The sequence below is a fragment of the Ruegeria sp. O5 genome (genome assembly GCF_056535105.1).
This window is the reverse complement of record NZ_JBQERN010000010.1, coordinates 1-14,545: the sequence shown is the minus strand read 5'-3', so window position 1 is coordinate 14,545 and position 14,545 is coordinate 1. Positions and strand designations below refer to the sequence as shown.

Genomic DNA, 14,545 nt, shown 5'->3' with positions numbered 1-14,545 from the left:
GCGGGCAGGTATCCTTCGTCCCGGTGACCGCAGCCTCACGCAAGTGTTCTGAACGCATTCAGACTTTCGCTGAAATGCTCGATGAACTCCAGTGTTATCAAAGACGGCTGCTTCAGAACCGGGCGTACCAGCGAAAGTGTATGCGGCAAAAACGGCTTGAATGGCCTGTAGCTTAGCCCCCGGTCTGTGTAATGGACAGCGTCCAGTTCGCTGACGATTGAGACACCAACGCCTTTTATCGCCAATTCACATGCCGCCGTGAATTGCCGGACTTCGATATGAGAGTTGAGTGTAACATTGGCCTGCTGAAATGCCTTCGAAAGCCGTCCGAAAAAGTCGCTGTCGCGCCGCGTATGTATGATGTTCTCATCTGCAAGATCGGATGGCGTCACCTCCGAGAGGTTCTCAAGCGCGTGATTTTTCGGGAATACGCAAACCGTGCGCACATCGACATTTCTGCTTTCGACCCCCGGATGACCGTTGAAGCCATCGGTGATTCCAAAGTCATATTGTTCGCCAACCATCCATTCCAATATCCGTTCCGGCCTGTCCGGTTCGATCGTCATGGTGACACCTGGCCGGTCTTTCAGAAAACTTGCCACAACATCCGGCAGATGGCTGGTGGCGAAACCGGGCAGGCAGGCGACGCGGATATGCCCGGCTTTACGCTGCGTGATATTCTGACTCGCGTCCGATATCTGCTTCATCAATTCCAGGACACGGTCCACGCTGGGTTGCAGATAGCGAACTTCCTGGGTTGGCACCAATCGCCCTTTGCGGCGATCAAAAAGTTGAAATCCAAACGATTTTTCAAGATCCGACAGCAACCTGCTGACAGCTGGTTGGCTCACCCCCAAATCGGCGGCCGCTGCTGTGACCGAACCATTGGTGGTCACCGCCATGAGTGCTTCCAATTGCCGAATTCTCAAAGTTTGTCTCATTGCAGACCCAGTTCCGCTTTTTCATTCACGCTGTATAACATTGTATTATTTTTTTTGCCAATAAGTAGGGCTTGAATTATATTTCTGTAACGGTAACGTCGTGAAATCGTCATGTGTGTCGAATACGCGTTGCAGTCGGTACTCAACGAAGCATCAAACCTGATGCATGGGAGGAATCATGAAAAAGAATTTGCTTGGCGCTCTTGCCGTTACAACTGCCTTGTCCCCCTTGGCGGCAATGGCACAAACCGAAGTTCAATTCTGGCATGCCTTCACCGGCCGCCTTGGCGAACTTGTCAAAGCGCAGGTTGAAGAGTTCAACGACAGTCAGGATGAGTTTGTCGTGGTCGAAAGCCACAAGGGCAACTACTCAGAAACCCTGAACGCTGGCATTGCCGCTTTCCGTGCTGGCGAACAGCCACACATCCTGATGGTTTTCGAGGTTGGCACCGCAACGATGATGTCAGCAAAAGGCGCGATCAAGCCGATCTACGAAGTCATGGCTGAAAGTGGCGCGTCTTTTGATCCCGATGCCTATATCGGCGCGGTGAAGGGTTACTACACCACCACCGACGGTGATATGTTGTCGCTGCCGTTCAACTCGTCCACGCCGGTCTTGTGGGTCAACCGCGACGCCATGCAGGCGGCAGGTGTTGATCCTGATACTGACCTGTCAACTTGGGAAAAAGTCGGCGATGTGCTGGAGCAACTCAAAGCCGGAGGCGAGGACTGCCCGCTGGTGACGGCATGGCAAAGCTGGATTCACCTGGAAAACCTGTCAGCCTATCACAACGTTCCGTTTGCATCGCAGGACAATGGTTTTGCCGGTCTGGACACAGAACTGATGCTGAACGGCCCGGTACAGGTCGCGCACCTGAGCGCCATGGGTGACTGGGCCAAGGATGGGAAATTCATCTATACCGGTCGCAGAAATGAAGGCGGCGCAAACTTCAGGGCCGGAGAATGTGCCTTGTTCACCGAAAGCTCGGCCGGGTATGCCGGGATCAAAGCCGAGGCCGAGTTCGACTTTGATGTGCGCCCGCTGCCGTATTGGGAAGCGGTCACAAGCGAGCCTCAAAACACCATCATCGGCGGTGCATCCCTATGGGTGATGGAAGGTCATGATCCCGAAGAATACAAAGGCGTTGGCGAGTTCCTTAGCTTCTTGTCCTCGTCCGACGTTCAGGCGGCATGGCACCAGAATACCGGCTATCTTCCGATTACCGCAGAAGCCGGTGAAGCGACTCGTGCGGCCGGTTTCTATGATGAAAACCCGGGCACCGATATCGCTGTGATCCAGATGACCGCGAAAGAGCCGACAGCAAATTCGAAAGGTCTGCGTCTGGGATCGTTCGATCAAATTCGCGGTATAATCGATGAGGAACTTGAGGCCATCTGGGCCGGTGAGAAAACTGCCCAGGAAGCCATGGACAGCGCAAAAGAACGCGGTGACGCGCTTCTGCGCAGGTTCGAATCGGCGAATCAATAAACCTCTGAAATCCGGTGCGGGCTCGGCAGAGCCCGCATCCACTTTTCCCGGCGGGTCATCAGGATGGAAAAACGCGTCACATTCCGCGGCTGGCTGTTGCCATTGGCGCTGATCGCCCCACAGGTCGTCATTTCTGCCGTATTCTTCTTTTATCCCGCTGCACAAGCTGTGTGGCAGTCGCTGTTCATCCCAGATCCGTTCGGGTTGTCGTCCAAGTTCGTCGGTCTGGGCAATTTTGAATTTCTGCTAAGCGACAAGTTTTATCGCGCATCCTTTGTAACCACGGCCGTGTTTTCGACGCTTGTTACGCTCTGCTCCATGATCCCGGCCCTGTTTCTGGCAGTCATTGCAGATCGGCTGATCAAAGGATCCGGAGCTTATCGGACGCTGCTGATTTGGCCTTATGCAGTCGCACCGGCGGTTGCGGGTGTGCTATGGCTGTTCATGTTCAACACGCGCGTCGGTGTCGTGTCGTGGTATCTTGGACAGCTGGGCTATGACTGGAACCACGTCTTGAATGGCACCGAGGCGATGGGGCTTGTGGTCGTCGCTTCGGCCTGGGGGCGCATCAGTTATAACTTTTTGTTCTTCTTCGCCGCACTCCAGTCGGTTCCGCGGTCGGTCATCGAGGCCGCAGCGATCGATGGCGCACGGTTCTGGCGCAGGTTTTTCACGATTGTCCTGCCGTTGCTGTCACCGACAGCGTTTTTCCTGCTTGTAGTGAATGTGGTCTATGCGTTCTTTGAAACTTTCGGCGTAATCCACACAATCACCGGTGGCGGTCCGCAGCAGGCCACGACCATTCTGGTTTACAAAGTCTTTTCAGACGGGTTCGTCGGTCAGGATCTGGGCTCGTCTTCGGCGCAATCGGTCATTTTGCTGATTGTCGTCGGCCTGCTGACCGTCATTCAGTTCAAGTACGTGGAAAAGAGGGTGCATTACTGATGGCAGCCCAACAGCACGGAATGGTCGAAAAGCGCGGAGCAGGTATCTGGCTGACACATGCCCTGATGATCCTTGGCGTCCTGGTCATCTTCTTTCCGATTTGGCTGGCGTTTGTCGCCTCAACCGTTACCCAGCCGGAAGTTGTATCACCACCCATGCCGCTTTTGCCGGGTGATCAGTTCTGGGAGAACTACAAGGCAGCCCTGTTTTCCGGCGTGAATGTCCCCGTCGCAACGATGCTGTTCAACAGCCTTGTGATGGCCATCGGGATCGCAGTGGGCAAGATCGTCATTTCACTGCTGTCGGCATTTGCAATTGTCTATTTCCGCTTTCCCGGTCGAACAACGTTCTTTTGGCTGATCTTCCTGACCCTTATGTTGCCGGTCGAAGTGCGCATCGTTCCGACATTTGAGGTCGTGGCCGGGTTCGGCATGCTCAACAGCTATTACGGGCTGATCTTTCCGCTGATCGCCTCGGCCACGGCGACCTTCCTGTTCCGTCAGTTCTTTCTGACAATCCCGGACGAGCTTGCCGAAGCTGCGCGTGTGGATGGTGCCCGGCCTATGCGGTTTTTCATCGATATCGTCGTACCGATGAGCCGGACAAACATCGCGGCACTGTTCGTCATCCTGTTTATCTATGGGTGGAACCAGTATCTGTGGCCGCTGCTTATCACCACCGACCCTGAAATGAACACCATTGTGATGGGCATCAAGCAGATGTTCCCGTCTGGCGATGATGTAGCTGATTGGCCGGTCATCATGGCAACCTCCATTCTGGCGATGATCCCGCCGGTCATCGTGGTGGTGTCGATGCAAAAGCTTTTTGTCCGCGGTCTTGTTGATAGCGAGAAATAGAAAATGGCAACAGTAACCCTGGAGAATGTCAAGAAGAGCTTTGGCCCGACAGATGTCATACATGGCATCGACATCCACATCGAAGATGGCGAGTTTATTGTCATCGTCGGCCCTTCGGGCTGCGGAAAATCCACGCTGTTGCGGATGGTGGCAGGGCTTGAGACCGTGACCGCGGGTGAAATCCGGATTGGTGCGGAACGGGCCAACGAAAAAGAGCCGATGGATCGCGACATTGCCATGGTGTTCCAGAACTATGCGCTCTACCCGCATATGTCGGTCCGGCAGAACATGGGCTATGGCCTGAAGATCGCAGGGTTGCCCAAGGCCCAGATCGATCAAAAAGTGACCGAGGCGGCCAGGCTATTGCAGCTTGAACCATTGCTCGACCGCAAACCCAGACAATTGTCAGGCGGCCAACGTCAGAGGGTGGCTATGGGACGCGCGATTGTCCGTGAACCTGCGGTGTTCCTGTTTGACGAGCCACTTTCGAACCTGGATGCAAAGCTTCGCGTGCAGATGCGGCTTGAGATTCGTGAACTTCAGGAAAAACTGGGGATCACGTCGCTTTATGTAACCCACGATCAGGTTGAAGCCATGACAATGGCCGACAGGATGATCGTCATGAACGGCGGTATCGCCGAACAGGTTGGCACACCGCTAGAGGTATACGAAACGCCAAGAACCCTGTTTGCGGCACAGTTCATCGGCAGCCCCGCGATGAATGTCTTTGAGGCCCAACGCGAAAACGGAACCGTCATGATTGGTGGGGTCGCGGTTGGTTCGTCGCAGGGCCCTGATATTGCCTTCAAGCTGGGGGTACGACCCGAGCATCTATTGCTGGATGACAATGGCCCGATTGAGGCTACGATTCAGATGGCAGAGCCACTGGGGGCAAACACGCTGTTGCACGGTCAACTGACCGGCTTGGGCGATCCGATCACGATCAGCCTTCCGGGTGTGCACCCGATCGAAGGCCGACATCCGAACATGCGGTTTTCTGTGTCCTCAGACCATATGCATCTGTTTGACCGATCCACCGGTGAAAGGCTGGAAGGCTGATGGCATTCCCACAGGTCGAGGCTTTCCGGGGGGGCGACAACCTGATCCGCATCGTAGGCCACCGGGGTGCGCGAGGCGTATTGCCTGAAAACAGCATGATTGGTTTTGACTTTTCGCTGTCCATTGGCGTGCCGCTGCTGGAGTTTGATGTTGTCCTCACGGCTGACGACATCCCCGTCATAACCCATAATCACCGGCTGCACGCCCCCAGTTTTCGCGATGCTGACGGCCAGTTTTTGACCGGGGAAGAGCCGAAGGTTTCAACTCTGACGTTTGAGCAGATTCAGAAGTTCGATATCGGGCGGTTGGATGGGAATTCTGCCTATGGTCGGCGATTTCCAGATCAGGCGCTAATAGATGGCGTTCGCGTTCCAAGACTGCTTGACCTGCTGGATCTGGTGAGTGACCCCCAACATAGCGATGCCTGTCTGATGCTCGAGCTGAAATCGGACCCCGATTTGGCCCATGACGCGCGCTACAGAGAGAAGTTTGTCAGTCTTGTCCTGCAAGAGGTTCGTTCCAAGGCCCTGTCGTCGCGTGTGGTGCTGCACAGTTTCGACTGGAATCTGTTAGAAGAATGTCAGCGGCAAGCGCCGGATATACCATCTTCTTATCTGACCCAGCTTCCCGAAAACGCCGAGGATGTAGGGGAGGATTCGTCCAAGGCAGTCTGCCCGGATTTTCGCGGCCGCGAAGGCGATATTCCGCGATTGGTCAAGCAAGCGGGTGGCTCACTGTGGTGCCCGTATTATGCGGATGTAACTGCTGAAAACGTCGAACTGGCCAAGGATTTGGACCTTTGCGTTGCGGTCTGGACGGTCAATGACCCTGAAGATATTGCCAGGATGATCGACCTGCGTGTGGATGCCATTGTTTCTGATTATCCGGGTCGGGTTCAAAGGCACTTGTCTGACCGGGGTATGAGCTGGCGTTAAACCGCCCTGAAGGCCGGGGCTGAATGCCTCGTCCTTCAGTTTCTTAAATTTCCTTCGTAAGGGCAGAGAACCGTTAGAACAGTTGCAAATCCTTCGCGCCGCTTTGGATTTCAGCAAAATTCGGCATGTTCTGAATCGTAACAGGTGCGGGTTTCGTGCCCGGCATCGCAACCGTCGGTTTCGCCACGTTCGCCATTCCAAAGACCGGTTTTTCCAGCTCCCCCCGGATATCGCGCAGCAGCGTTTTATGATCCGGCATCACTTTGACGATCTGCGCAAGATCCTCTTTCGCACGCTGCATGCCCTGGAACCAGATCACCTTCTTCATCGGCCGCAAACGATCTCGGATGCCGGTACCGTAACCCGTATCATAGACCTGTTTGCCCAACAGAACCGTCTGATAAACGCGATGGTCAAACAGCGTGGCAAATTCCACATCGTGATCCATCGGCAGACGGTGCTGCCACAACTCCAGATTCTCGGCCAGCCGATCCGGTATCTTCATCTCTGTCCGCGCGTCGATCCAATAGGGATCATCCTTTCGGTTGCCCAATCGGTAGTGCAGGCAGATGAATTCCAGAACCTCGTTATAAAGCTTGTCCATCTGCCGGTTGTATCTTGCCCGCAGTGAAGGGGCGACGTCGCGCGTCGGCAAGTGTTCTGCAAACCAGCGTACTGCGTGGTCAATCATGTGGATCGCGGTACTTTCCAACGGCTCGATAAACCCGCCTGACAGACCGATTGCCACACAATTCTTGACCCAGGCATTGCGCACGCGCCCGACGCGCATCGGGATGATCCGCGGCGTCAAACCCTTGCCGCTGTCACCCAGCCATTCAAGATATTCGTCGGCCGCCTGATCATCCGTTCGATGCGCCGAGGAGAACACATAGCCTGTACCCACACGATTGTAGAGCGGCACCCGCCACGTCCACCCCGCGCCCAGCGCGGTCGACCGCGTGAGGCTTTCGATTTTATTGGGATTGCGGTGTTCAACCTGCAACGCCATGGCGCGGTCATTGGGCAGATAGTCCGAATAATCCAAAAACGGCTCGCCCAGTGCCTGATTGATGATCAGGCCGCGGAACCCGGTGCAATCGATGACCATTTCGATGTCATGACGTCCTGCCCGCTCCAGCATCAGATGGCTGACGTTGCCTTGTTCATCCAGCTCGACCTTCTGTACCTCGTCCTGGATATGCTCGACGCCGCGCTTTGTGCAGACCGTGGTAAGCATACCCGCAAACTTCACCGCATCCAGATGATAGGCATAGCCAAAACGCTGTTCAAACTCGGGCTGACCCAGCTGCCGCGCGCCTTTGCACAGACGTCCCAGATGATCGTGAGGCGAGATGGACTGTGTAAAGTCCCGCTCTCCGTTGCCAAAGCGCAGGAAATACTCCGCGGCGTCCAACCCTTCCAGCATCTGGCCATGGGCAAAGGGGTTCACGTAATCGATGCGTTTTCCTTTGGGGTCTTTGTTCCAGTTGCAGAACTTCACACCCAGCTTGAAGGACGCGTTTGTCTCGCGGAAAAAATCCCGTTCGGAAATGCCCGCCTGACGCAGCGTGACCGGCATGCGCGGCACCGTAGCCTCACCAACACCCACGGTCGAGATATTGGGGCTTTCGATCAGGCAGATATGTGGTCGGTCTTTTGTTGCTGAAGTGCGTGAAAACACCATGTCCAGGATCAACGCGGTCATCCAGCCTGCCGTGCCGCCACCTACGATGGTGATTTTGCGCAAACGATTGTTCATATTCTTCTGTCCCCATTGGTTTTGAGGACTATATCAAGTTTCCGACGCTTATCTAGGCTCTGCCATTATGTGCCTTGTGACCCGGCTTTGAACATGTCCCTAAACTGGTCACGCAAGATGTTCTTTTGGACTTTTCCCATTGTATTGCGGGGCAATTCACCCAGTTGAATAAGCGTGCGGGGATGTTTGAACCGCGCCAGGCTGTCGCGCACTGCAACCATGACCGCGTCGAGATCCGGAGACTGCCCGGGTTCCGCTACAATCAGGCCCAGCACGGTTTCACCGAAGTCGGGATGCGGCACGCCGATCACTGCGCTCTCCAGAACACCGGGGTGGCTGTCCAGAACCAGCTCAATTTCCTTGGGGTAGATATTGTAGCCACCCGAGATGATCAGGTCCTTGTTGCGCCCGACGATATGGACATACCCATCTTCGTCGACCCGTCCCAGATCACCGGTGATGAAAAACCCGTTTTCGCGCAGCTCGGCAGCCGTCTTTTCCGGCATCTGCCAATATCCCTTGAACACGTTTGGGCCACGCACTTCGATCTCACCGATTTCACCCTTCGGCAAGGGGTCGCCGACTGCATCGCATATCTTCAGTTCGACCCCCGGCAAGGGAAACCCGACCGTGCCCGCGCGACGTTCGCCGTCATAGGGGTTTGAGGTGTTCATATTGGTTTCAGTCATGCCATAGCGTTCTAGGATACGATGCCCGGTACGCTCCTGGAATTGTGCATGGGTATCCGCCAGCAATGGGGCCGAACCCGATACGAACAAGCGCATATGTTTGGTCAGCTCGCTGGTAAAACGCGCGTCTGCCAGCAGGCGCGTATAGAAGGTCGGAACGCCCATCATCGACGTGGCTCCGGGCATTCTGTTAATGATCTGATCCGGGTCGAATTTTGGCAGCCAGATCATGCTTCCGCCGACAGCCAAAATGATATTGGTGGCCACAAACAGCCCATGCGTGTGAAAGATCGGCAGCGCGTGCAACAGAACGTCTTCCGACGTGAACCGCCACTCTTCGACCAGTGTCCGCGCATTGGACAACAGGTTGTTCTGGGTCAGCATCGCGCCTTTTGAACGTCCGGTGGTGCCCGACGTGTAAAGAAACGCCGCCAGATCCTCACCGTCCCGATCCACGGTCGCAAAGCTGTCTGGCATTGCAACCGCCAGATCCATCAGCGAGCCCGAGCCATCCGCATTCAGCGTTTCCACCCTGCCCCCAAAACGCACGGCAATCAGGGTCAGTTGGTCTTTGCTTCGGCCATCGCAGACAACAAGTGACGCGCCGCTGTTTTCGATGAAATACGTCAGTTCGTCCACGGTATAGGCGGTGTTCAGCGGCAGGAAAACCAGGCCTGCCTGCGCGCATGCCGCGTATAGCGCCAGCGCCTCAGGCGATTTATCGACCTGAGCCGCAACCCGGTCCCCGGGTTTTAGGCCCAGTTGCGTGGCCACATGGGCGATCCGGGCGGCTGTACTCAGAAAGTTTCGATAGGTGACGGTCGTCCCGTCTGTCAGGTGCAGGAAAGCCGTATCTTTGTCGGCGTGAATGCCAAACAAATCATCATAGAGAGGGTTAGCCATGTTCGATCCTCCGTTTCCCCAGCCATAACGGCGAACCGCTTCTTAGGGGAAGGTTCAACTGTGTCACACTGCGCTTTTGCTTGCAGTTCAATGCCTGATCGCGTCGCTTTTATTGCCCGGCGCGAGTTGCAGCTCGGAACCCGTGGTGGGTAATGCCTTTCACCGCCTCTGCACATTTTCTGCACGAAAGCCCCATGAAGGCTGCGGATACGTCGCGCCAAAGATGCAAGCGCCGCAGGCAATCTGCCGGGAAAGGAAACCTGCAAGCAGGAGACAGGACATGAGGCAGGAACTGACAATTCGCGGCGTGCCGGACAGCATCGTGCTGGACGCGTGGTGGCTGGGAAAGATGGACGAGGCCCCCCGATGGGGAGGCAACAGACGACAGCAGAGTGGCTCTCTGATGTCCACGCTGAAAATGCGCCATGCGATCCCGCTTCTTGCATCGCTGGTAGCGCTTGCTGATTGGTTGTTTTGGGAACAACCGCTAGGCATTTCTGTCTCAGTCTTCGCGCTGGTCTTGTCCGCCGCGATCATGGCGATGAAACCCCGGCGGGCGACTGCAACGGAATGGCTCATAGCCGCCGCATTTGCCTTGTTCACCAACCTGCCGGTGGCCATCGATTTGCAGCTTCTATCGTTATTGTTCAGCCTTGCTGGTTTGGTCAGTCTGGCCACCTGGGCGCTATTCGGTCAGGCCGTAAACGAACGTCTGCTGCTGCGCTCCGCCCTGCGCCTGCCTTCCATCGGCGCGACGCTTTTGCTGCGCGACACATGTCGCACCGCAGTGGCCGCCGATCTTGGGTCCGACAGCCGCCGCCACGCAGCCTCGCTGGCCTTGCCGCTGCTATTGGGTACGGTCTTCCTTGCCTTACTGGCCGCCGCCAATCCGGTGCTGGAAGATCTTCTGGCAGAGCTGGACCCAAGTCTTCTGTTCGAAGGGTACTTTTGGCTGCGGCTTCTGTTCTGGGGTGTTATGGCCTCGCTGCTGTGGCCGTTCCTAAACCTCAGCGATCCATGGCTGGGCGGCATTGCCCGCCCAGCCACCATGCCGAAGACAGGCCCAAGCCGGGCTGCATTTCTGATCAATCCAATCTCGGTGCGCAATTCGCTGTTGCTGTTCAACCTGATGTTCCTTGTACAAACCGTGATGGACCTTGGTATCCTGACCGGCGGTGTATCCCTGCCTCAAGGGATGAGCTATGCCGCTTATGCCCATCGGGGCGCTTATCCGCTGGTGGCGACGGCCCTGATGGCGGGCGTATTCACTCTGGTCACTCACAGCATGATCGGCGCGGACCGGACGTTGCGCATTCTGATCTATATGTGGTTGGCGCAAAACGTGTTCCTGGTGCTGACAGCTGCCATCCGGCTGCATCATTACGTCGACGCCTATGCGCTTACCTATTTGCGGGTGGCCGCCTTCATATGGATGGCGCTGGTTTTCACTGGTTTGCTGCTGATCGTGGTGCAAATCCAACGCGGCTTTGGTACAACCTGGCTTCTGCGGCGTTGTTTTGCAGCGCTTCTGGTGGTCTTGTATATCTGCAACTTTGTGAATTTCGCATCAGTCATTGCCAGCTACAATCTGAGCCACGGCAGCGCTCTGACGCAACAGGATACCGGTTACATATGCAGCCTTGGTGCTGATGCTTACCCCGCTATCCGCGATCATGAAACCAGAACCGGACAGCAAGTCTGTGACGTATGGATGCGATATGATCTGAAAAAGGATGCAATCACCAACTGGCGCGAATGGGGCTTTCGGAGATGGCGAATCCAAGCCTATTATCGGCAGCAGAGTTGAAGGACCCCATTTGATGCCTGCACGCATTCTTGTTGTCGACGATGATCCGGATATCCTTGAGGTAACAAGGTTCGCGATTGAAAAGGCAGGCTATGCGCCACTTCTGGCCAGCGACGGCCTGACCGCGCTTGATACAAACCGTCAGGAAAGCCCCGATCTGATCGTGCTGGATATCGGGTTGCCCGAAAAGGATGGTCTGGAAGTATGCAGGGACATCCGCAAATCCTCGGACGTGCCGATCCTGTTCCTGACCGCCCGTGATGACGAGGTCGACCGTATCGTCGGGCTGGAGCTGGGCGCCGATGATTATCTGACCAAACCCTTTTCCCCGCGCGAATTGGTGGCCCGGATTAAGGCCATCCTGAAGCGCAGCGCGCCGACACCTGCGCAGCCCGATCCGGTGCTGTCGCAAGGCAGCCTGCACCTGGATGCAGAGCGTCACCTGTGCAGGTTCGCGTCAACCGCTGTGACGCTGACCGGATCGGAATTTCGGCTGCTGGCAACTCTGATGGCCCGTCCCGACCGCGTTTTGTCCAGGGCGCAGCTGATCGATGCGCTTTACGGCTACAACATCCACGTCTCGGACCGCACCATTGACAGCCACATACGCAATGTCCGTGCCAAACTGGCCCAGGCCGGTTGTGCCGAAGGGATCGTGACCATTCACGGTGTCGGCCTCAGGATGGGTGCATGCACGCCCGGCTGAACCGCGAATGGCGCCCCAGATTGTGGACCATCGTTCTGCTGGTGCTGGGCATTGTCCTGTGCCTACCCTTTGCCGGGCTGATCCTGTTCCGTTTTTACGACAGCCAACTGGTGCAACAGACCGAAGAAAGCCTGCTGACACAGGCTGCGGTTATGTCAGCGGCGTATGCCGAACTTTATGCAGATGCAGCCGGGATCAAGCCACCCCGCCCGAGTGCAATCTCAACCGAGTACGCGGTGTTCCCATCGCTGTCGGTCAATCGCGAAACGGTTCTGCCACCGCGCCCGGACGCGAGACCGGCAACCGTCCGTCCCGGTTCGGGTTATCAGGCCATCGCCACCCCACTAAGCCGCATCGCCAACGCCGCCCAGGCGCAAACCCTTGCGGGCTACCGGATGCTGGATGTCGATGGGAACGTGTTTGCCGGTACTGCGGAAATTGGCCAGAAGCTGGGCCATGTTGACGAGGTTCGCGAGGCCCTTTCAGGGAAAACCGTCTCGGTCGCGCGCACCCGCGTGCGCGAGGATGCAACGCCTGCGCTTTATACCCTCAGCCGCGGTGCCCGCGTGCGCGTTTTCGTGGCGATGCCAGTGTTCGTGGATCAGACTTTGATCGGCGCGGTTTACCTGAGCCGCACCCCGAACCATATTTTCCGCTTTCTGTACGGCGAACGTTTCAACCTTGCCAAAGCTGCGGCATTTGTCGCTTTGTCCACGGCGCTTATCGGGTACGTGTTCTGGCGGTTCATCACCCGGCCGATCCACCTGTTAATCCAGCGCAGCCACGTGGCGGGCCACGGTGGTCAGGCATGGGAACCACCAGACCAACTTGGCACGCGGGAAATCGCGGATCTGAGCCAGAGCTTTCAATCGCTGACGGAACGCTTGCAGGACAAGCAGGATGGATTGAAAACGTACACCGCCCATGTCACCCACGAGCTGAAGTCACCCCTCACTGCCCTGAAAGGCGCCGCAGAGCTGCTGCGCGACGATGATTTGCCACCCGCGCAGAAACACCGCCTGCTGGACACTGTAGACAAAGGTGGAAAGCGGATGGAGGATCTGCTGGCCAACATGCGCGCCTTCAGCCTTGCCGATCAGAGCGCCATTAACGGTACATGCTGTCTGAACGACATCACTGATCAGCTCGTCCAGACTTTCCCGGCGCTTGCGATCAAGGCTGAGAACAATCACCTGCCCTTACCCGTCGCGGCGCCCACCCTGCACATCATGCTGACACATATGCTTGAGAACGCTCAGCAACACGGCGCGCAGAATGCCGTGCTGACAGCCTATCAGGTCGACGGTGTCATCTGCCTAAAAATCGCAGATAATGGCGCCGGTATCAGTGAAGGGAACAAGGACAAGGTTTTGCAGCCCTTCTTTACGACAAAAAGAGAGGCCGGTGGCACAGGTATGGGCCTGAATATTGTCAAAGCGACCATGGAAGCAATTGGTGGGCAACTCAGTGTTGTGCCAAGCAACCAAGGCGCTTGTTTTCTTCTGATTTTTAATTAATCGGGCGCGCAAGCCGCCTGTAAAAGGGGCAACATTCGCTGTTCAGAAGCTCGGAGGTTCTGTCTATCGAACCGCAGTCGCAGACTTTGCGCTTAGCCGCCATTCGCTCTGACACCGCTGCGCGTTTTGGCACATCAATGTCCGAGTGGCGTCAACTTTGCTAAGGATTAGTTCGGGTTGATCACCAAAAGTGAGACAGGTCCGACGCTTTCCAAATGGCTCTTTCCGAACACCGCCGCCAGCATATTGTTCAGGTTGTGTCGTGTCTTTCCACCGAGACCTGTTTTCGCACGAGAGGCGGTACCACTCTCAACCGCACCATCGAACAGTCGATCGCGTTATTTTCAACCCAAACTTGGCAATCAGTCAGCCTTGCGGCGTGTACCAGATTGGAGACGTGTAGGCACGCTCCTGCTGCGAAGTAGGAGCGCCTTCAGGGATGTCGATACCGTAGCGGTATGCGTCGTAGACGTACCAGGGTGGTGTCGGAATCTCGAGCACACGCGCGTAATAGAAAGCCGGGCGCGCCGGGTCGAATTCAGGATCAATCCAGATTGTCGCAAGTTCCGCGGCACCAATGGTGTTGGTCCAGGTTGCGGAAGCAACATCCACAGTGTCACCAACGGGCGGAACCTTTCCGTCGCTGCCAGTTTCGCGTTCGTCTGACCAGGCGACGTCAAAGACTTTCTCATCGGTCGTCCCGTCCTCATTGAGCCAACCTTTCACGATTTGCACGCGGTCGAGGTTAGCGCCAATTGGATCACGAAGGGCTGCCACCATGAACCTTGGTGCCTGTGCACCTTCGGAGGGGGTCATAAGGTCGGCACCCATCGGTACGCCTTTTGCATTGGACCTGTCCCGTTTTTTTGCCGCCCCAAGTGCTCGTTTAAGCCACTTTCCTTTCGAATGCGACAGGGCTTTTCCAGCCCAATGCTGAG

The 14,545-nt window shown here is 56.3% G+C and carries 12 protein-coding genes; 8 read left to right on the top strand and 4 right to left on the bottom strand.

Annotation, left to right across the window (positions count from 1 at the left end; translation table 11 throughout):
* Positions 1 to 35: 35 nt before the first annotated feature.
* Positions 36 to 941, bottom strand: coding sequence for a LysR substrate-binding domain-containing protein (locus ACR0M3_RS13130; protein ID WP_209598847.1), 906 nt, complete (start codon positions 939 to 941; stop codon positions 36 to 38).
* Positions 942 to 1,119: 178 nt separating this feature from the next.
* On the opposite strand from ACR0M3_RS13130, the gene ugpB reads away from it, so the two are divergent.
* The 5 genes from ugpB to ACR0M3_RS13105 all read left to right on the top strand — a co-directional run bounded on the left by ugpB (position 1,120) and on the right by ACR0M3_RS13105 (position 6,226).
* Entirely contained in the window at positions 1,120 to 2,430 is a 1,311-nt protein-coding gene (gene ugpB / locus ACR0M3_RS13125) for a sn-glycerol-3-phosphate ABC transporter substrate-binding protein UgpB (RefSeq protein WP_480911247.1), read from the top strand.
* 63 nt (positions 2,431 to 2,493) lie between these two features.
* Complete coding sequence (gene ugpA / locus ACR0M3_RS13120) at positions 2,494 to 3,375, top strand: sn-glycerol-3-phosphate ABC transporter permease UgpA (RefSeq protein ID WP_209505975.1); 882 nt, start codon at positions 2,494 to 2,496, stop codon at positions 3,373 to 3,375.
* Between the two features lie 20 nt (positions 3,376 to 3,395).
* Positions 3,396 to 4,232, top strand: coding sequence for a sn-glycerol-3-phosphate ABC transporter permease UgpE (gene ugpE / locus ACR0M3_RS13115; RefSeq protein ID WP_267365578.1), 837 nt, complete (start codon positions 3,396 to 3,398; stop codon positions 4,230 to 4,232).
* Positions 4,233 to 4,235: 3 nt separating this feature from the next.
* On the top strand, positions 4,236 to 5,291 hold the full coding sequence (gene ugpC, locus ACR0M3_RS13110; RefSeq protein ID WP_480900330.1) for a sn-glycerol-3-phosphate ABC transporter ATP-binding protein UgpC: 1,056 nt from the start codon (positions 4,236 to 4,238) through the stop codon (positions 5,289 to 5,291).
* Positions 5,291 to 6,226: a glycerophosphodiester phosphodiesterase family protein gene (locus ACR0M3_RS13105; protein WP_480911244.1), complete on the top strand. Its 936-nt coding sequence runs from the start codon at positions 5,291 to 5,293 to the stop codon at positions 6,224 to 6,226. The genes ugpC and ACR0M3_RS13105 overlap by 1 nt, the downstream gene beginning before the upstream one ends.
* A 73-nt stretch (positions 6,227 to 6,299) precedes the next feature.
* Here ACR0M3_RS13105 and ACR0M3_RS13100 read toward each other — a convergent pair whose 3' ends face one another.
* Together ACR0M3_RS13100 and ACR0M3_RS13095 are read right to left on the bottom strand one after the other, a co-directional pair.
* Complete coding sequence (locus tag ACR0M3_RS13100; protein WP_480911241.1) at positions 6,300 to 7,985, bottom strand: tryptophan halogenase family protein; 1,686 nt, start codon at positions 7,983 to 7,985, stop codon at positions 6,300 to 6,302.
* A gap of 65 nt (positions 7,986 to 8,050) precedes the next feature.
* Positions 8,051 to 9,577 (bottom strand): malonate--CoA ligase, encoded by a 1,527-nt coding sequence (locus ACR0M3_RS13095; RefSeq protein WP_480911238.1) that lies wholly within the window; start codon positions 9,575 to 9,577, stop codon positions 8,051 to 8,053.
* A gap of 280 nt (positions 9,578 to 9,857) precedes the next feature.
* Here ACR0M3_RS13095 and ACR0M3_RS13090 point away from each other — a divergent pair, with 280 nt between their 5' ends.
* The 3 genes from ACR0M3_RS13090 to ACR0M3_RS13080 are packed head-to-tail and all read left to right on the top strand — an operon-like array spanning position 9,858 to position 13,607.
* Positions 9,858 to 11,384 carry a DUF4153 domain-containing protein gene (locus ACR0M3_RS13090; protein ID WP_480487260.1) on the top strand — a complete coding sequence of 509 codons (1,527 nt, stop codon included), beginning with the start codon at positions 9,858 to 9,860 and terminating at the stop codon, positions 11,382 to 11,384.
* 13 nt (positions 11,385 to 11,397) lie between these two features.
* A complete protein-coding gene (locus ACR0M3_RS13085; RefSeq protein WP_480911235.1) occupies positions 11,398 to 12,090 on the top strand; it encodes a response regulator in 693 nt (230 codons plus the stop codon).
* A complete protein-coding gene (locus tag ACR0M3_RS13080) occupies positions 12,075 to 13,607 on the top strand; it encodes a sensor histidine kinase (protein ID WP_480911232.1) in 1,533 nt (510 codons plus the stop codon). The genes ACR0M3_RS13085 and ACR0M3_RS13080 overlap by 16 nt, the downstream gene beginning before the upstream one ends.
* Before the next feature lie 366 nt (positions 13,608 to 13,973).
* Here ACR0M3_RS13080 and ACR0M3_RS13075 read toward each other — a convergent pair.
* Positions 13,974 to 14,545, bottom strand: a 572-nt coding sequence (locus ACR0M3_RS13075; RefSeq protein ID WP_480911228.1) for a DUF3604 domain-containing protein, incomplete at its 5' end; no start/stop codon positions are given.